Genomic DNA, 16244 nt, shown 5'->3' with positions numbered 1-16244 from the left:
GGTCCTTTCGGGCGTTAGTTGCCGACGCGGACGAAGACGCCGTCAGCCTCGACTTCGATGACCTTGCCCGCGATCGAGCGGGTGTTCGTGGCGGAAGTCTTGGCCACCGTCTGATCATCGACGATGAAGCAATCCTTGCCGATATCGGCTGCGGTGACAGCGTCGGCGCCGAGGTTCGCGAACTTGAAGCAGCCGCGCTCGATCGGAACCTTCTTGGCGCCGTCAGCACCGGAGTTGACGACGGTCTGCTGTGCAATACCGATGGCGATCAGCCCGGTTGCCGTGCGCCCTGGCACAGCCAGGCCGTTGTCCATGACGACGAGGCCGCCCTGGTAGATGGTGGTGCCACCCTTGACGGGTGGGTTGGACTGGCGGCCCTCGATCTGGACGACGGGGCGGGCCTGGCTAAGAGCGGTCATCTTTGTCTCCAGCAGGTTTCAGGGGTTCAGGCAGCAGCCGTCAGGCCGTTGGCCTTGCGGTAGTCGTCTTCGGAGATGCCGAGCATCTTCATGACCTCACGATCCTCGGCCGAGAGCGTCGAGACCTTGTCGGCGGGCTGCTTTTCGTCGAGGCCGGAGGCGCTGAGCGTCGCGGTCATGGTGGCGAACAGCGCCGTGACCTGGGCGAGACCCTCCGGCGTGGCGCAGAGCGCGGCATACCGGTCGCGCTGCGCCGGCACGATCTTCTTCGCCTTCAGCGCGTCTTCGAGCAGCCCATCGACCTTGGCCTTGTGATCGGCAGCATTGCGGGCATCGAGATCGGCCGACAAAGTCTTGATCTGGTCGAGTGCGGCCTGATGAACCTGAGGGTCGATGCGGGCTTTCAGGTTGGTGACGGCAGATAGGCACGAGGCCTCGGACGCGTCCTCGGAAAGGCCGAGGGCGGCGGCAATGGCTTTCAGCATTTTGGGATCCTCAGAGGTTGAAAGGTCAGCCGATGCGACGGCCGCCATCGCAGCAGCCGGCGCAGCAACGAGCGCGGCCGAATGCAGCCAGAAGGCCTTGCCGTTCTCGTCGTGTTTCAGTGTGGGTGAAATGTAGCGGTGGGTGCGGGCAGCGAGCACAGCAAGGCCTTCGGCCAGCCACTCGACCTTGCCATAAAGGCCATCGGCGCGGGCTTCGAGCTTCGAGATCCAGCCGACAGCCGGAGCTGCCTCGCCGAACATCGCCTTCTTCACCGTCGCATGGTCGATATCGACGGGAAGATCGACACCGTCCTGGACGAAGCGGGCGGCGAGCAGCTCGGGATCCACATCGAAGACGCGACCGTCGCGTGCCGTGAACTTGCCGCGCGGCGTGACCTTGATCCATTCCGGGCCGGCTTGGCTGGCAGCGGCGGTCGGATCGGCCAGGTAGGCGTCGAGCACCGTCAGACCGGTCATGGCCTCGGCGATGCCGGGGACAGCGGGAGCAAGCGTCGATAGGATGAGTGTCTGGGGTTTCGTGAACATGGCGGCAAACTGCCACCATTCACGCCCGCCCTGAGGCTGACATCTGTCAGCCTGCCACGAAGGAGGCCGTTGACGGGCCGTTCGCCTCACATGCGCGCATCTAACCCCGAGCGGGGGATGGGATCAAGCCCCGATCCGTTTTCGAAGCCTCTTCAAAGCCCGTGGACGCGTTTTAAGGGTCGGGCACGGCTCACCGCCCGTCAGAGGGGCTTTAAGCGCGTCTGTGGCCGTCCTACTCGTTGCCCTGTTCGAGCCGTTCGATCCGCATAAGGCCACCCTGGGCGAGGCGCAGAATGCTGCGCCAAATCACCGAACCCAGGCGCGCGATGATCTCGATCTCAGGACGCTCGTCGGTCGGGAAGCTTTTCACCGCCGTCGAGGACAGAACATCGGGCAGAACCGAGAGATCGTCGATATCGAGCCCGGCGCCGAGCAGCGTGCCGATCGCCTCGCCCGTGATCGAGATGACCGGCGATGTCGCGCCAAGCTCGGCCGCAATGCCGGCATTGTGTCCTGCCGGCAGAGCGAAGGCCTGCGGAAGGCGCGGCGCAATCCTCAGATAAGGATCCGCCCAGAGATCCCGAAGCACGCGGGTGGCGTCCTCCGGAGCGGCCACCGCCAGCTTCGTGTCGAGGTTCTGGATGAGCGTCGAGGCGCGCGCCAGTCCGGAGTTGGTCTGCCAGCCGGCATCGATCCCCGGCGGCACCATGGAGATCTCGCCCGTGCGCCGGTTGCGATACTGGATATCAGGCCCGAGATCAGGCGCCTGGTCGGTATAGCGGATCTTGACGTCGTTGCCGTCGAGATCCTGCCCGATGACACGCTCGGTTCCCATCAGCCGCTCACGCTCGCGGGCCGAGATCATCCGCACCTGGCATTTGCACCCCCAGCCGTTCGGCGGCCAATGGGTTCGCCAGAAGGGGTCGTCGATCGGCAGGATCAGGCCGACCCATCGCAGATGCTCGACGCGCGGATCACCAGATGTGGTGCGCACATAGAGCACATAGGGCAGCACCCGTTTCGAGCGCTGCGCCCGTTCCCACTGGCCGGCAGCCCGCGCCGTGTTCATGTTGGCCCAGAACGTCGTCTTCAGCCGCCGATCGCTGGCGAAGTTCACCATGCGGTCTGGCTGGGCGCCGGTCGGATCGGAGACCATGCGCGGTCCCCACCAGCCGAGCTTCGTCAGCTCCTTCTCGATCATCGGCTTCCAGCTCTCGAAGCCCTGGCCCTCAGAGATCGCGGTGGAGATCGTCGATCGAAAGGCGTCGAGCACATCGAGCTCGACGGCCTTGGCGACTGTGAACGTGTAGGCATGTTCCTCCGCCCAGACATCGGCCCAGGAGAAAGCCGGCATGGAGGTCTTGCCGTCGAAGTAGTCGGTGACCTCGGCCGGAACCGCGAATTTCTTGCGTTCTGCCATCGTCAGTCCACGATGTCGCCGACGCCGCGCGCAATCGCCGTCAAGCGGCCGAGGCGCTCAGCCAGTTTCGAAGCGTCTGGAAAGCGGGTTTCAAGCATGCTCGAAGCCTCTTCGAAACTGCCGGCCTTCTCTATGATCTCGGCGATCGGCGCGATGATCGGGGTCGCCATCGCCTCCCAATCATCCATCGCAGATGCAAACAGCGCCTCGACCTGGTCAAGCGCCTCCGGCTCTCCGGCCTCCGCCGCGAGCAGCGAGGTGCAGGCACCGCAGCGGCAGGAACGCTTGTGGTCGGATACGATGGCGGAGAGTGCCGCGACCTTGGCCTTGACGTCCTCGGCTGCTTCGGTCGTTGCGGCCTGTGGGTCAAGCTTTGCCTTGGACTCGGGCGTCTCCTCCGGCTTCGTCTGCGCCGCAGGCGCGGTGGTTGATGCCTGGACAGGCACAAGCACCTCGTCATCCTTGGCCGGGTCAGACAGGCCGAGCTTCTCGCGGATCTCCGTCTGCTTCACCCGGAAGCCGAGCGGCACGAGCACGCCGAGGCTGTCGGCCAGCGCCTTGACATCCTCCGGGTCCGGAACCGGCAGCTCGACCAACGGATATCTGTCTTGCGGGCCGAAGTTCAGATCGATGAAAGGCTTGATCAGGTCGCGGTTGATGGTGGCCGCGAGCTGCTTGCAATCGGCCCTGAGGATATCGAGACGCACCTCGTTGTGGATCTTCGCCTGGCCGAGCGACGAACCGTCGTCGCTGGTCATGGTCTGCCCGACGATCAGCTTCGAAATCTGCTTGTCGATGTAATCGAGCAGGCCGGAAAAGACGGCAGCGCCATTCGCACCATTGACCTCATGGAACTCGATATCCATGCCTTGGGGAATGATCGCGGCGGCATCATTGGCAATCGAGGCGACGGCCTTCAGCAGTGTCCGCTTGTCGGCTGGACTTGCACTCGCATTGTATTTGCCGACCCGAAGCGGCATGCCATAGACCTCGGAGAAGGCCGCCCAATCCTGCAGCGTGAACTGCTGGATGAGATAGGCCCAGGCGGCAGGCCGGGCCATGCCACGGCGCAGCGGCAGGCCGAGCTTGGTGCGCGGCATATGCCGCAGGAACTTCGCCTCCGGGAGCTGCTCGCCCTCGATCGAGCCATCGACCGCAAGCCGTAAGTTTCGCAGCGTCATCCGGTCGAGCTGAAAGAAGCGCGGATCCCGATCGACATACTCGACAGGCCGCAGCGCCTTGCGCTCGTATTCCCACATCATCTCGACGACGGCATAGCCCTTGGAGATCCCGTCCGGCAGATGGCCGCGCGCCTCCTTGAAACCTTCGTCATGGATCAGCTCGGTCACCGCATCGACGATCTTCGAATCGACATCATCGGCCTCGATCGTGAAATCGATGCTCTCGATCGCCAGACGCCGGGTCTGGAGCTGCGACGCGTAATGCAGATATCTCTCCTCCATCTCTTCCGCTAGCGTCAGATACGACCGGGCATTGCCCTCGGCCGCGTCACGCAGGATGGTGCCGAGCCGCTCCGGCGTCAGGCCGGCCGCGACCCGTTCTTCATGGGTGCGGCGCACGCCCGCGATCGTCGGTGTCGCGACTTCCTGCGAGAGCGTGCGGATGACGATCGGATTGCCGTCCGGTCCGAGGATAGGTGATTTGCGCTCTACCAATGCCGTCTCCCGAAGTCTGTGTCGTCATCGTCATCGGCCGCTCTGCGACTGTCGCGGGCCTGATCCTTGACGGACTGATATGCATATTCACCGTGAGAGCCCTTCGCGGCTTCAAGCGCCAGGGCAAGCGCCCAGAAGCGGTCGGCATGTCCATCCGGTGTACGTTCGGCGGTGAACCTGACATTTCCTGAGGCGGTTACCTGTTTGGTTACCGATCGAAGGTCCGCGCGGATTTCCCTGTCATAAGGTATTCGCAGCGTGCGCTCTTCCATGTGTGACCGGACAGGATAGGCAAGCGCTTCCTTGACCTTGGGCGTGAAGGTGACCGCCTCGACAGCGTAGCTCCCAAACTTCGCCTGGGCATCGTCTGCCCAGCCAATACCGAGGCCTGTGGCGTCGATGCAGGTGCGCACGCACTTCTCAAGCCAGGGCCAGAGGATCTTCTCCTGGTTCGGCTTGCTCATGTTCTTCATGGTTTCGATGTGCCGCGTGTAGACCACATCGCCCAGGACCTCGACAATCCAGAGAACGGTCAGATCGTGCTTTCGACCGATGTCCACACCGGCATAGAGGTTACGTCCCTGGATCTCCTGCCAGTTCATCCGCTCGGGATACTCATTGGCCGCGATCAGGTCGTATTCCAGGAATGCCGCGTCATCGTCGGCGGGCTGGCACATGTATTCCTGAAAGAAGCTCTCCTCATCGGCGCAGCCGGATTTGACCCAGTCGAAGTACTGGGCCTCGGTCATCTCCTGGCGTTCATCGTCATCGGGAAGAGATTGCTGCAGCTTGTATAGGAAGCCGTCGTTCAAGGCGTCTTCCAGTGTGACTCGATGCAGGCTTATCTTTTTCGGGTTGCCTTTTTCCCGTGCCTCGCGGACGAGACCGTTGAAGAAGTTCTGGCTGCCGCGATGGGTGGAAATCACCTCCATCGATCCGCCCCAGGTGATGCCGGGATAGGCAATGGCCCAGAGCTTGCGGGGATCGGGATGCAGTGCGAATTCGTCGAGGACGCGACCGCCGCGCTTGCCGGCCTGCGCATCCGGGTTCGACGACATCGAATTGATCCGTTTGCCATTGGCAAAGCGCAGGGTGTAGGCGGTATGTCTGCCCTCTTCGTCCAGGGCAATTTCGCCCATGTCGCGAGCAGCAAGCTCTAGATTGCCCGACCACAGCTTGCAGTCTTCCAGGAAGAGGCGCGCCTGAATATCGTCTCGGGATGACACCCACTGATCGTGACGGGCCGACATCAGCGATGTGCGGGAAACCGTGGCATAGGCTGTTGACCATGAGAGACCGATCTGTCGGCCCTTCTCCATAAGCTTCAGACGCGAAAGGTCGGTGATCCAACGGCTCTGATAGGGCAGAAAGATCGCCTTCGGATTTTCCGGGATGATTAAGGCGCGGCCCATCAGACGATGCCCAGGCGACGGTTGATCTCTTGCATGGTTTCTTCAGAGACGCCGGCTTTGCGGACCACGTCGGTGACGTCGGTGACGGCCTTTTTCAGCTTCGCATTGGCTCTGGCCTCTGCCTTCTCCTGCAGCTCGGCCGAATGCCGCTGTGCCATGACCGTATCCTTGTAGGCACGGGCCAACTCCATCGCGCCCTTGGTGCCGATACCGTCCTCATCGAGCAATTCGTCCAGCAGTGTCTTCAGGAACTCGCCGAGAACGAGATCCGCATTTCCGATCTCTTCCGGCGTCAATCGCTCGGCAATGCCGGCATAGATGTGACGGCGCTCCTCCAGCTGCATCGATCTCTTTGCTAGCCGCATCGCTTTGCGGTTAAACGCCGAGCGTGAGATCGTCTCGATACCTTTGGCTTCGAGCCGATCATTCAGTTCGAAGTGGATATCGGCTTGCGTGCGTTCGCGCTTGTTCAGCTCGCCGATTGCCCAGAGGACATCGTCGCGCGCTTCTTCCGGCAAAAGATCAAGATTGGAAAGACGCCCACGCCCCGCCATGGTTCACTCCGGCCGTGCGCTGGTCGGCATGACGCCGGGGATGTTGAGGAGGCCAGAGAGATGATGTTGCCCACGCGCCTCGAGGCGGGCAATCTTGACGGTGTCGCGCGACACAACAGACACCGCGCCCATATCCTTTAGGTACTGGTACTGCGCCTCGACCCACTCGCGTGGCTTGTCAATCAGGAAACCCGTCAGGAGGAAACCCTGCATACGGGCAGACGACATCGCCTTGTTGTCCTCTTTGGCCAGCTCCTTAAGGATGGCCAGCCGCGCTTCCTCTTCCATCGAAATCCTCGTCATGACCTGTTAGCCTGCTCCAGCATGAATTCCTGAAGGCGGATGCTGACCTGCGCGATCGGCCGCAGCCGCTCCTCAAGGGCAGCGAACTTGCCATTCATCTCGGCAAGCTGCAGTTCCATACGGTGTTGCGCTTCTCGGTCGGGCAGATGCTTCATTTCGCCTTCGATCGTTTGGATCCGCCGCGCCTGGCCGACCAGCTCGTCCTGACACTCTTCAACCTCTTTCCTGAGGGCTGCCACATCCTTGGAAAGCTGTTTCTCACCCGAGGAAAAGTAGCCCTTGGCGTGACCGAGAAGGGCGATGATTGCGAGCGCCAGCCCGAGATATTGAGAGATTTCGGCTGGGGTCATCTGAGATAGGCTTCCTTCTCGGCAATCTCCTGGCATTCCAGGCAACGTGTGGCGGATGGGTAGACGGCGCGGCGCGCAGCCGAAATCGTGGCGCCGCACTCGCAGACCTCGCGACCGTGCCTCTGCAGCGCCGCGCGGGCAGCATCGATCTTCGCCTGGCGCTCCTGCTCGACGCGCTCTTCGCCGATCTCGCGGTCGAAATCACTGTACATTCGGACCCCGCCAGGTCTTGACCGCCTCAACCGCCTGACGGCCGATTTCCTTCACGGTATGGCCGCCCATGTAGAGGCTGATGAACCAACCGGTGAGCGTCATCAGGGTGGCGCTGTCGATCGGGTCGAGCGCAATGCCAAAGGCCTTCAGCACCGGGAAAAGCAGGAAGGCGCAGACCCAGAGGAAGGCGAGCAGATACATCCAGCCCCAGCGCCAGGCGCTCTGCCAGAAGCCCTCCTGAAGCTCGGCCTGTAGCAGCTCGAACTGCCCCTTCAGCCCCGCCTCATAGAGCGCAATGACCTCGGGCCCGGCTGCCTCGACATCGCGGACTGCGTTCTCGATCAGTTTGGGATCCTGCATCGGCAGTTCCTCCGGCGGAACACCGATACGCTCAGCGACATGATCGACAACGGTGCCGGCCAAGGTTCCGGGCAATCCCCCGACATGCTTTTCCAGGATGGCCTTCACGATAGGTGCGCCGACTTTGGCAGCCGAGGCGAGGACAATGGATGCGATCGCGGACATGTCAGAAGCTCCGGAGAAAAGCGGTGAGACGGGGAGCCTTGTCGCCGATGCGCGCGGCGATAACGTCACGGTACCGGTAGGCCTGCCAGGCGAGATAGACGACGGCGACGGCTGCTAAGCCGAGGCCGACCACCGTGGCGAGCTGATCGGAGGCCACGGCCGTGGGATCGACAGGCGCCGGCCCGGTGACGGCTGAGGCCACCTGGTCACCGCCGGCAACACCCGCGCCTCCGGCTGTTGCGACAGAGCCTTGAGCCGCCTTCGAGCGGGCGTCGAGTTCCCGCTGAAGGGTTGCAAGCGTGGCCATGCCGACCTTGCCGTCAACGGTAAGGTCATGCGCCTTCTGGAACTGCTCGACGGCAGCGCGATCGATGGCGCCGGTCGGCGCGCCGGCATTGTATCCCAGCTTCACAAGCGCCTCCTTGGCCTCTTCGATTTCCGCCGTCGTCAGAGAGACCACGATGGATGCAAAAGCGCCGGGCTTGGCCTGCTGGAGCCCGACAACGGAGCGCTCGATCTCGGCCGGGAACCGTCCTTCGAGAAGCAGGGTCGCCTCCTCGCCACGGCGGCGCGTCAGGCCGGGCAGAACCTTGCCGTTGCCCTTGTTCCACATCAGCAAGCGGCGGCGGGTGTCGATCGGGTTGTTGGCAAGGAAGGACTTGACCCAGGAGGCGGAGTGGATCTTGCCCGTGTTGTAATCGAAGCTCGTGCCGGCATCGAGCGCATGCTGGCTGCAGCTTTCGCCCAAAGCCTTCAGAACGCGCGGCAGATAGTTTCGCTTCAGCGCGAGATCCACGAGGCGGTCGTTCTCGGCTTCCGTGATCACCATGCCCGGCTTGACCGTGACGACACCCGAGGCCGTCGTAAGGCCCGCACCGATCGTCCAGATCCCGGCCGGGCAGCGATAGGCTTTCGTCACCACGCCCTCGTGAGCGTAGAGGAACTTTCGCCCTTTCGGGCTCACGGATCTTGTCATGATGGGCTCCAGAAACGCGAACGGCCGGATGGCCGGTGATCTGGAGCGACTATGCAATCAGTGGGGGATTTGCAGGGCTGACAGCTGTCAGCAGGTTCAGAAGAGACTGCCCTGGCCGTCGTCTTCCTTGGCTTTCATGCGCCAAATCGTGCGTTCATGCAAGCCTGAGGCGCGCGCAGCCTCGCGCGTGCTCATGCCGCCATCCAACGCTTCCTGTGCCCGGCGCCGGGCGGCCCTGAGGATAGAGGCCGGGCCGCGCGGGATGACTTCGTTTTGAACGCCGCGCAGCTTGCCATCGGGATCGAGCGTGGCAAGCCCCTGGCAGATCTTGTCGGCCGTCTCGAAGCCCACAAGCTCCGTCAGCCAGTGGCCTTGCACCGCACGCGGCGGGATGGAGACACGGGTTCCACCATGGCTGCGCGCGATCTCGTAGGCAACGTCTACGCCGGCAATGTCTGCGATATCGGCGAGGATTCCTGGCAGGCTGGTCATGACCGGCCTCCGATCCCGAGCCGCTGCTCGATCTCGATCTGGCGGGCGGTGAGCTTGCGCAGCTCTTCTTCCCGGTGAATGCGCGTGCGGACATCCACACCCCCACGCGCGAGTTTGCACTGCAGCTCGATGCGCTTGCGCCGGATCCTGTCCAGCTCCATGGCGTCGAAAAGCGGCAGCGCGCGGGCCATCAGTAGCGAGCCTCCCAGCGGATGATCACGCCCTGGAAGATCGAGCCGGGGTTCTCAGTAGCCCAGAAGCGGCCCATGGTCTCGCGAGCCGTCGCCCCGATCAGCCTGGACGGTGCCAGCCCCGTGAGCCGGGCCGGGTCGAAACCGTCAGAAATGGCAAAGGCCTCGATCTCGTCCCGGTGCAGCGGTGTTCCATCCACCTCGATATAGGCAATGCCCGCCTCGATCAGATCCGAAGACATGATTGTGATCGGCAGCACGGCGATGCAGACCGGATCCGGGATGATCTTCCGGCAATGGCGGGTGCGCATCCCGGTGAAGAGCTGCACCGGCTCGCCGACATGCGCATGCCGGCGGCGATGCCCCCGGATGGTGTGGCCCTTGCTGCCGTCCTCGATCTGCGGCGCGAAGTATTTCTTGAAGCCGTAGGCAACCATCACACGATCTCCTTCGCGGTGAGAAGGGGTCGCTGGAACAATGGCTGAAACCAGCTATAGTGGTTGGGCTGCAGGGCGTACCACCGCCCTGCAGCCCCGATCATCCCCAAATGCAGCAACCATCTGGAGACGAACTTTATGGCTGAAGAAGAATTGAAGATGTCCTTGGGTATTGTGACGACCCGACCGGACTCGCCGACTGAAATCCTGAGCGCGAACCCGCGCACTCCAGACAGAAACAGCCTGATTGCTTCACCGCCTACGTCGTCGAAGCCGGCACCTGCGGAGCCAAAAAAGAAGGAGTAGAAATGTCTGCTGACCCGTTCGAGTACCAACTCATAAGGGTGAACGCTCTCAAGAACGCGATCTACCACAGTGCACGACAGAGGGTGCTTGAAAGCTGGAGCCGCCGTTTCAATTTTTTGGTGGTCGTACTTGGAGCGACCGCCGCTTCCGACGTTCTGAGTGTTCTGGGTATCGGGCCTGAATGGCCAGCTATGTTGACCGCCGTCATCGGGGCCGCTCAGCTCGTCTATGATTTCAGTGGCAGAGCTAGCCGCCATCAAACCCTGCAGAAAGAATACTATCGGCTTCTGGCATCGATCGAGGCCATGACCATACCGACTGCCGACGATTGCGCACGGTGGCGTGGAGAAGCCCTGCAGATCGCTGCCGACGAACCGCCCGTCTACCACGCACTTGACGCAAAGGCTTACAATCAAGCTCTTGCTTCTACCGGTGCGTTCGATCTCAACAAAGAGCATCTGGTGCTGCCGTGGTTCCACAGCGTAGCTGCAAACTGGCTGCACTTTGGGGGAGAACCCTACAGAAGGCGCTGCGAACTTGTTGGCGCTAAGTAAGCTCATCACGCACCTGCCCTCTCTGCCGCAAGCCGCGCGGCCTCTTCCTTCTTCCGCTTCAGCCGGCGTGCAGCCTCGCCTGGTGTGGCGAGCACCATGTCGGAAAGCTTCGTGTAGGTTTGTTCCATGCCGGGCCTAAGCCAGATCGGCGGCTGCGGCGGCACGCCGTCCACCCAGGCGAGCCACACATAGTCGGTGGCACTCGACAGCTCGGGATCCCATACGCCTTCCATCAGCGAGACACGCTCGGCGAAATGCACGACATAGGATGGTGGCGTGTCGCGATAGATCAGGTGGTAGCGCTCCTGGCCGGAAAGCCAGGAGACGCGAACAAAGAAGGCCACACCCTTTCGAGCGATCCTCAAAGCCGTGTCGAAGAAGCTTTGAGCGATGTTGAAAGGCGGGTTGATGAAGAGCCAGTCAGGCACGATCCGGCCGTCGGCCTCAAGGCTCGCGCGGCTCTCGAAGGTGAAGTCGCGGATCGGCGGATTGAAGCCCCAATCATGGACATCGGAGAACTCGACCTGACGGAACACCTCACGCAAAGGCACGACCATATGGCCACCGCCGCAGCACGGGTCGAGCGCTGTCATCTCGGCGATCGGAAACAAGACGTTCTGCCGGGGTATCAGCACCTCGTGCAGCATGGCGCGGGTCGCCCAGGGCGGTGTAGGGAAGTAGTCCAGGCTATCAGCCGCCTGGTGGCGTTGGTTCATGACGTGGACAGAGGTCATCACGCCACCGCCTTTCCGTCGAGGCGGATCAGCCGATATCCAACGCCCCACCTGACCTCAACAGACCAGCCCTTCTCTTCGAGCTTGCTGCGCAAGCGACGGATCATCTGGCGGACCACGTTTTCCGCATCCTCTGGCCCACCATCAGGACGATCACAATAAATCAGATCCGTTAAGGTGGAGAGCGGCGTGAGCTTGTGTCTCGCTTTGACCAGCGCTTCCAGAAGAGACAGCTCAGTACGCGTCAAACCCGCAACGTCGATGCCGGAGAAGTCGCCCATGGGCTGGCCGCAATGAGAGCAAAGAAGGCGAGCCATCACGCACCGCCTTTCGCGGCGCGCACGCGTTCGCCAAGAACATTCATCACCCGCTGCCAGTCGCGGTCCACCAGGTGGCTCAGCACCTGCGCATCTTCCCGGCCGGAAAGCCGGATGGCCTCCTGGTCGAAGCCCTCGCGCCGGATGAGGCCAGCGCCTGGATGAAGAATGCGCCACTGCGCCCAGGCGATCTTCGCACCGTCGCGCTGCAGCCACTCGTATCCGTTGTTGTTGCCAAAGCCGACGCCGGCTTCGCGCTTCAGCCAGCCCTTGAGCGCCTCGATCGCGGCGCGACCGTCGTCGGCATGGTGCAGAAATCGAGTGTGATCGAGACCGGTCTGGCGCTTGACGAAGGCGAGCAGTGCAGCATCCCGGCGATCCTTGACGACGCCGAGGTTGTAGCCGGCAATCCAGAGGGCCTGCAGTTTCTTGGCAAACTTGCCCGTCAGCCCCTTCACCGCCGATGCCTTTGGCGGCGTCTGCCCGGCTTCAGCCTTCAGCGCGACAACCACGCGCTGCCGTTCTTCCTCGGTCATCTCCTTGGTCGAACTTTTGCCCGTGATCACGGTCATCTTGGCCCGACGCGTATCCTCGTCCAGACCGAGCTTTTTCGAGAGGGAGTGGATGGCGGCGATCGAGGAGGTCATGGCTGTGCCTCGATCTCAAGAGCGTTGTCGATTTCCTCGCGGATCAGCTTCAGGCTCTCGATCAGCTGATCGCATTCGTAGGCAACCGGCTGAAAGATCTGGTCATAGGTGTAGCTGATCTCCTGAAGGAGAAGCTCGATCTCTTTTACGCGCTTCATTGCGAACGTGTGGGCCTTCTTAGGCGTCCAGTCGGTGACAGTGCGTTGCCCGAGCGGCTGAGTGCGGCGGCGCGCCTTGTTCATCCGAGCCTCCTATCGATCTGGCTGGCCAGCGTGTCGAGGTTGAACTCGGCGAGCACGACGGCGCCGCGCTTCGTGTTCTCGACCAGGCGCGCATAGGTCTCGCCCTCGTGCTCGAACAGCTCATGGCCATCGCCTTTGAATTCGGCGATGAGGATGGCGCGGATGCGCTCCCGGCGGGTCAGTTCGGTCATGCCGCACCTGCCTCGGCCGTTGCGCGGACCAGCTCGTTGAGAGCCCGCACGGCCACATAGCTTGGCGACGGGCAGGCTGTACTGATGACGATCTGGCCATTGGCTGTCTGCAGCTCGGCGCCGCAGGCAAAGCTGGCAGAGGCGAAGGCGACGCCGCCGCCGCCGCTGGTTACCGCGCTGCCGCAGATCGGGCAGTTGTTCTGGGCGACCAGTGTTCGGACAGCCGCGATCATGCCGCACCTACCTGAGCCGGTGCGGCCTTGTCTGAATGCTGCTCGGCCATGTGCATCTTCATGCCCTTGGCGCCGCGCAGCAGCTTGCCGCAGTGCGGGCAAGGCGTCTGCGCGCCGGACTTCGAGCGCTTGTCGGTGCGGGATTTCTTGGTCATGCGGCACCTGCCACGCGCTTTGCCGCATCAAGCCAACCGCTCATGAGCTGCTCATAGGCATTGCGGTCAGCAACAGCGACCCCGGCGATCTCCAGGCGGTGATTGCCTATATCGCCCGTGTATTTGCCGCTGCCTGCCTGCTCGATCGCATCCAGCATTACTTGGCGTGAGGCCTTGCGACGGCTGGCGAAGCTGTCCTCCCAGGCTTTGACGCCCCGATCATCGACATAGGGCGGAAGCGCTTGCAGGCCGCCTTCGATGAGCTTCACGATATCCATGATCTTGCTCTGCATCGGTGCCTCCTTCAGGCGTTGGCAAGGTCGATCGTGATGGGCATCCATCGGCCCTCGACCGTTTCGCGGAAATGAAAACGGACATATTCCTTCGAGCCGGTGACCCGCATGGAGGCACGGATCGCATCCATGGCCCGGTTCCAGCGCTCGTCTGGGATGTCGAGGCGGAGCAGCATGAACAGCTCGCTCCTGTTGATCTTGCCTTCCTGGTCGGTGTTGAAGGCGCGGGTGACGATCGCCTGGATCTCCGGCCGGCTGTCGGCCGACCATTCGTTGAGGCATTCGTCGATCAGCGTTTTCGCGATCTGCAGCTGCGGTCCGAAGGTGATCTGATCCTGAACCTGCAGCGTGACGCGCATCAGTCCGTCGAAGCTGTGATAGGTCTTGTTGCCCTTCCGGCCGCCCTTGAACACGCCGTATTCCTGCGCCAGCAGCGCGTCGAAGCTGTTCATGTCGCCGACGGTGTGATCCCGAAAGCGGGCGATCTGGGCATTCAGCGCCTTGGCGTGGCCAATGATCTTGCGAACGGTTTCGTCTTCCAGCTTGTCCTGGGCCGAGACGTTCGCCAGCGGCACCAGCCGGCCTTTTGCATCGGTCATGAACGGGCGCCCGTTCATGATGGTCACGCCGTCCTCCGGCTTTTCTTCCAAAATGACTGCTTCCATCTCACTTGCTCCGGGATTTGACGCGGACGGTTCTAAGTCCGCTGATTGCGTTCATGAGGTTTCGGCGGGCTTCGCTTTCGCCCACCGTATTGGTCACCCGTTCAAGCCGCTCAAAGGCGGCAATCACCTGATCGACGGCGCGGGCTTCTGCCTGCCTGTCGGTGCGCGTCCGAAGGGTCGGGCGCGCATTGGCTCTGGCGTAGATCTCGGGGCCGACCGCCGCGATCAGATCGGCGATCGGAAGTTCGATGCGGGCCATGAGGCTGATGGACTGTGTCATGCCGCATCACCCCCATCCGGACCGTGCTCGATGACGCGCAGCCTGGTCGGCAGGCGGTAGACATTGCCGCCAAGCTGGGAATCGACACGATCGGCAAACCGCTGGTCGCGGGATGCCTGGCGCCCGGCATCAATCCGGGCCAGCTCGATCTGGATCCCGGCCTCCTGCTCGTAATCACGAGCAATCTCCTGGATCGTGCGCAGATTGCGGATGATCGTGGTAACGGCCTGAGGGTTCAGCTCCATTCCGCTGTCTTCAAACGGGCGGAAGGACTTGATCACGGCACCGACCAGATCGGAAACGAGAGGTAAGCTGCTCATGAGCGACCTCCTTTCCCGAAATCCGGGCGGACAACATTGCTGTCCTCATCCGCAAGGGCCTCGACGCCGGCTGCAAGCTGGGCGACGAAGCGATTGCCCTGGCGGCTGGCTTCAAGCAGCCGGTGCGCCTGCAGCTCCATTTCCTGCGACCAGGCCAAGCCTGAGAGCAGCTTGATCCTCTCGGAAACCTCGGGGCGCTCCTTCTCCAGCTCCATGGAGATCATCAAAAGTTCGTGGGAGAGCTGGGTCATGCCATGTCCTCGACATCGCGGTTGCTCCAGGCTTCGCGGATATGGGCAAGCGTCACCTGCTCGTGGCCACTGCCCAGCGCCAGCATGCTGGCAAGCTTCATGGTCTTGTCGATCTGGCCGAGAGCGCCGCCTTTCATGCCGACGCCAGTGAGAAACTTCGCAGCCTCCGGTTCGGTCACGCCCCACGCCTCGATGTAGGCGGAGAGATCAGAGGTATATGGCTTGTTGCGCTTCAAACGCTTGCCGATGCGACGTTTCAGCTGAGCATAGCTCGGCCCGTCCGACTTCTTGGTGAAGCGGGCGTAGATCTCTTCGTTGCCAACGAGGGCGACACCGCAGCGGTTGTTATCGACGAAGTGGCGCAGCTGATTGACGGCGTCATCGACGAGGTTCTGGGCCTCATCCACGATCAGCAACGTGTTGCTGCCGCTCGAACTCGAGCCGCTGTCCGATCGCCTCGACGTAGCGAGCGGGGTTGTGCTGCTGGATCCCGAGAGCACTCACCAAAGCAACCAGCATCCCGTGCACCGTCTTGGTGTGCGGGCTCATGGTCACCATGTGCGTGTGAGGGACTGTCCGATGATAGTGCCTGCAGGCCTCGGTCTTGCCCAGACCGGAGGCGGCAGTGATGACCACCAGATCCGGGCATAGCTGTGACCAGCGCAGTGTCTGGATGATCTCCTCCGATGTCTTAAGCCGCAGGAAGCTCGGCCCGGTCGGAATTGTCGCTGCAAGCTCAGCCTGATCTTCGAGCGCGTCCAGCCATTTGCCGATGATGTCGTTCTGGCGATCAAGGCGACCGGCATAGGTGCCCGAGTACCATTGTGAGAAGGTGCCGCTCGCCATGCCGGAGCGGCGAGCAGTTTCTGCCTTGTTCCAGCCGCGACGGATCGCGACCTCGCGGACACGGTCGACGAGGTTTGACCACGCGTCGATATCGTCTTGAACCCGTCCAGGGATGATCGACGGACCTGACAAAGGCCGCTCCCACCCCGCGCTTGTGCTTTGAATGTCGTTCATGTATTTGGTTCCTCAGCTATGCTGGCCTTGTGGCCGA

At 62.4% G+C, this 16244-nt stretch carries 29 protein-coding genes; 1 reads left to right on the top strand and 28 read right to left on the bottom strand.

What is annotated here, in order from left to right; all coding sequences use genetic code 11:
* Positions 1-14: 14 nt before the first annotated feature.
* The 14 genes from AC1PUL_RS04955 to AC1PUL_RS04890 form a co-directional block, all read right to left on the bottom strand.
* Positions 15-419 (bottom strand): hypothetical protein, encoded by a 405-nt coding sequence (locus AC1PUL_RS04955; protein ID WP_480466902.1) that lies wholly within the window; start codon positions 417-419, stop codon positions 15-17.
* Positions 420-445: 26 nt separating this feature from the next.
* A complete protein-coding gene (locus AC1PUL_RS04950; RefSeq protein WP_480466901.1) occupies positions 446-1450 on the bottom strand; it encodes a phage protease in 1005 nt (334 codons plus the stop codon).
* 232 nt (positions 1451-1682) lie between these two features.
* A complete protein-coding gene (locus tag AC1PUL_RS04945) occupies positions 1683-2870 on the bottom strand; it encodes a phage head morphogenesis protein (RefSeq protein WP_480466900.1) in 1188 nt (395 codons plus the stop codon).
* A 2-nt stretch (positions 2871-2872) separates the two neighbouring features.
* Positions 2873-4546 carry a DUF935 domain-containing protein gene (locus AC1PUL_RS04940; protein ID WP_480466899.1) on the bottom strand — a complete coding sequence of 558 codons (1674 nt, stop codon included), beginning with the start codon at positions 4544-4546 and terminating at the stop codon, positions 2873-2875.
* Complete coding sequence (locus AC1PUL_RS04935; protein ID WP_480466898.1) at positions 4540-5958, bottom strand: phage terminase large subunit family protein; 1419 nt, start codon at positions 5956-5958, stop codon at positions 4540-4542. Before AC1PUL_RS04935 ends, AC1PUL_RS04940 begins: the two co-directional genes overlap by 7 nt.
* Positions 5958-6512 (bottom strand): phage protein Gp27 family protein, encoded by a 555-nt coding sequence (locus tag AC1PUL_RS04930; RefSeq protein ID WP_480466897.1) that lies wholly within the window; start codon positions 6510-6512, stop codon positions 5958-5960. Before AC1PUL_RS04930 ends, AC1PUL_RS04935 begins: the two co-directional genes overlap by 1 nt.
* Positions 6513-6515: 3 nt before the next feature.
* A complete protein-coding gene (locus tag AC1PUL_RS04925) occupies positions 6516-6800 on the bottom strand; it encodes a hypothetical protein (protein WP_480466896.1) in 285 nt (94 codons plus the stop codon).
* Positions 6801-6811: 11 nt separating this feature from the next.
* The gene (locus AC1PUL_RS04920; protein ID WP_480466895.1) at positions 6812-7165 is read right to left on the bottom strand and encodes a DUF2730 family protein; all 354 of its coding nucleotides are present in this window, start codon (positions 7163-7165) and stop codon (positions 6812-6814) included.
* Positions 7162-7377, bottom strand: a complete 216-nt coding sequence (locus tag AC1PUL_RS04915) for a TraR/DksA C4-type zinc finger protein (protein WP_480466894.1) — start codon at positions 7375-7377, stop codon at positions 7162-7164. Before AC1PUL_RS04915 ends, AC1PUL_RS04920 begins: the two co-directional genes overlap by 4 nt.
* A complete protein-coding gene (locus AC1PUL_RS04910) occupies positions 7367-7903 on the bottom strand; it encodes a hypothetical protein (protein ID WP_480466893.1) in 537 nt (178 codons plus the stop codon). The genes AC1PUL_RS04915 and AC1PUL_RS04910 overlap by 11 nt, the downstream gene beginning before the upstream one ends.
* Position 7904: 1 nt before the next feature.
* Positions 7905-8879 carry a glycoside hydrolase family protein gene (locus AC1PUL_RS04905; RefSeq protein WP_480466892.1) on the bottom strand — a complete coding sequence of 325 codons (975 nt, stop codon included), beginning with the start codon at positions 8877-8879 and terminating at the stop codon, positions 7905-7907.
* A gap of 96 nt (positions 8880-8975) precedes the next feature.
* Positions 8976-9371, bottom strand: coding sequence for a hypothetical protein (locus AC1PUL_RS04900; RefSeq protein ID WP_480466891.1), 396 nt, complete (start codon positions 9369-9371; stop codon positions 8976-8978).
* On the bottom strand, positions 9368-9562 hold the full coding sequence (locus tag AC1PUL_RS04895; RefSeq protein ID WP_480466890.1) for a hypothetical protein: 195 nt from the start codon (positions 9560-9562) through the stop codon (positions 9368-9370). Before AC1PUL_RS04895 ends, AC1PUL_RS04900 begins: the two co-directional genes overlap by 4 nt.
* A complete protein-coding gene (locus AC1PUL_RS04890) occupies positions 9562-9999 on the bottom strand; it encodes an ASCH domain-containing protein (protein ID WP_480466889.1) in 438 nt (145 codons plus the stop codon). Before AC1PUL_RS04890 ends, AC1PUL_RS04895 begins: the two co-directional genes overlap by 1 nt.
* A gap of 308 nt (positions 10000-10307) precedes the next feature.
* Between AC1PUL_RS04890 and AC1PUL_RS04885 the strand changes: the two genes are divergently transcribed.
* Positions 10308-10859 (top strand): hypothetical protein, encoded by a 552-nt coding sequence (locus AC1PUL_RS04885; RefSeq protein ID WP_480466888.1) that lies wholly within the window; start codon positions 10308-10310, stop codon positions 10857-10859.
* A 5-nt stretch (positions 10860-10864) separates the two neighbouring features.
* Here AC1PUL_RS04885 and AC1PUL_RS04880 read toward each other — a convergent pair whose 3' ends face one another.
* Genes AC1PUL_RS04880 through AC1PUL_RS04815 form a run of 14 tightly spaced genes read right to left on the bottom strand, consistent with a single transcriptional unit; the run spans position 10865 to position 16207 of the window.
* On the bottom strand, positions 10865-11593 hold the full coding sequence (locus AC1PUL_RS04880; RefSeq protein ID WP_480466887.1) for an SAM-dependent DNA methyltransferase: 729 nt from the start codon (positions 11591-11593) through the stop codon (positions 10865-10867).
* Positions 11593-11874, bottom strand: coding sequence for a helix-turn-helix domain-containing protein (locus tag AC1PUL_RS04875; RefSeq protein ID WP_480466886.1), 282 nt, complete (start codon positions 11872-11874; stop codon positions 11593-11595). The genes AC1PUL_RS04880 and AC1PUL_RS04875 overlap by 1 nt, the downstream gene beginning before the upstream one ends.
* Before the next feature lie 35 nt (positions 11875-11909).
* Complete coding sequence (locus tag AC1PUL_RS04870; protein WP_480466885.1) at positions 11910-12557, bottom strand: regulatory protein GemA; 648 nt, start codon at positions 12555-12557, stop codon at positions 11910-11912.
* The gene (locus AC1PUL_RS04865) at positions 12554-12799 is read right to left on the bottom strand and encodes a hypothetical protein (RefSeq protein ID WP_480466884.1); all 246 of its coding nucleotides are present in this window, start codon (positions 12797-12799) and stop codon (positions 12554-12556) included. The genes AC1PUL_RS04870 and AC1PUL_RS04865 overlap by 4 nt, the downstream gene beginning before the upstream one ends.
* Positions 12796-12990: a hypothetical protein gene (locus tag AC1PUL_RS04860; RefSeq protein WP_480466883.1), complete on the bottom strand. Its 195-nt coding sequence runs from the start codon at positions 12988-12990 to the stop codon at positions 12796-12798. Before AC1PUL_RS04860 ends, AC1PUL_RS04865 begins: the two co-directional genes overlap by 4 nt.
* Positions 12987-13223 carry a hypothetical protein gene (locus AC1PUL_RS04855; RefSeq protein WP_480466882.1) on the bottom strand — a complete coding sequence of 79 codons (237 nt, stop codon included), beginning with the start codon at positions 13221-13223 and terminating at the stop codon, positions 12987-12989. The genes AC1PUL_RS04860 and AC1PUL_RS04855 overlap by 4 nt, the downstream gene beginning before the upstream one ends.
* Positions 13220-13378, bottom strand: a complete 159-nt coding sequence (locus AC1PUL_RS04850; protein WP_480466881.1) for a hypothetical protein — start codon at positions 13376-13378, stop codon at positions 13220-13222. The genes AC1PUL_RS04855 and AC1PUL_RS04850 overlap by 4 nt, the downstream gene beginning before the upstream one ends.
* Positions 13375-13671 (bottom strand): hypothetical protein, encoded by a 297-nt coding sequence (locus tag AC1PUL_RS04845; protein WP_480466880.1) that lies wholly within the window; start codon positions 13669-13671, stop codon positions 13375-13377. The genes AC1PUL_RS04850 and AC1PUL_RS04845 overlap by 4 nt, the downstream gene beginning before the upstream one ends.
* A gap of 11 nt (positions 13672-13682) precedes the next feature.
* A complete protein-coding gene (locus AC1PUL_RS04840; RefSeq protein WP_480466879.1) occupies positions 13683-14336 on the bottom strand; it encodes a DUF3164 family protein in 654 nt (217 codons plus the stop codon).
* Between the two features lies 1 nt (position 14337).
* A complete protein-coding gene (locus AC1PUL_RS04835) occupies positions 14338-14616 on the bottom strand; it encodes a hypothetical protein (RefSeq protein WP_480466878.1) in 279 nt (92 codons plus the stop codon).
* Positions 14613-14936, bottom strand: a complete 324-nt coding sequence (locus tag AC1PUL_RS04830) for a hypothetical protein (protein WP_480466877.1) — start codon at positions 14934-14936, stop codon at positions 14613-14615. Before AC1PUL_RS04830 ends, AC1PUL_RS04835 begins: the two co-directional genes overlap by 4 nt.
* Positions 14933-15187 carry a hypothetical protein gene (locus AC1PUL_RS04825; protein ID WP_480466876.1) on the bottom strand — a complete coding sequence of 85 codons (255 nt, stop codon included), beginning with the start codon at positions 15185-15187 and terminating at the stop codon, positions 14933-14935. Before AC1PUL_RS04825 ends, AC1PUL_RS04830 begins: the two co-directional genes overlap by 4 nt.
* Complete coding sequence (locus tag AC1PUL_RS04820; protein WP_480468491.1) at positions 15184-15594, bottom strand: TniB family NTP-binding protein; 411 nt, start codon at positions 15592-15594, stop codon at positions 15184-15186. The genes AC1PUL_RS04825 and AC1PUL_RS04820 overlap by 4 nt, the downstream gene beginning before the upstream one ends.
* Positions 15587-16207, bottom strand: a complete 621-nt coding sequence (locus tag AC1PUL_RS04815) for a TniB family NTP-binding protein (RefSeq protein WP_480466875.1) — start codon at positions 16205-16207, stop codon at positions 15587-15589. The genes AC1PUL_RS04820 and AC1PUL_RS04815 overlap by 8 nt, the downstream gene beginning before the upstream one ends.
* Positions 16208-16244: the final 37 nt, after the last annotated feature.

Source organism: Rhizobium sp. P43, assembly GCF_056730705.1.
This window is presented reverse-complemented; position numbering and strand designations above follow the sequence as displayed.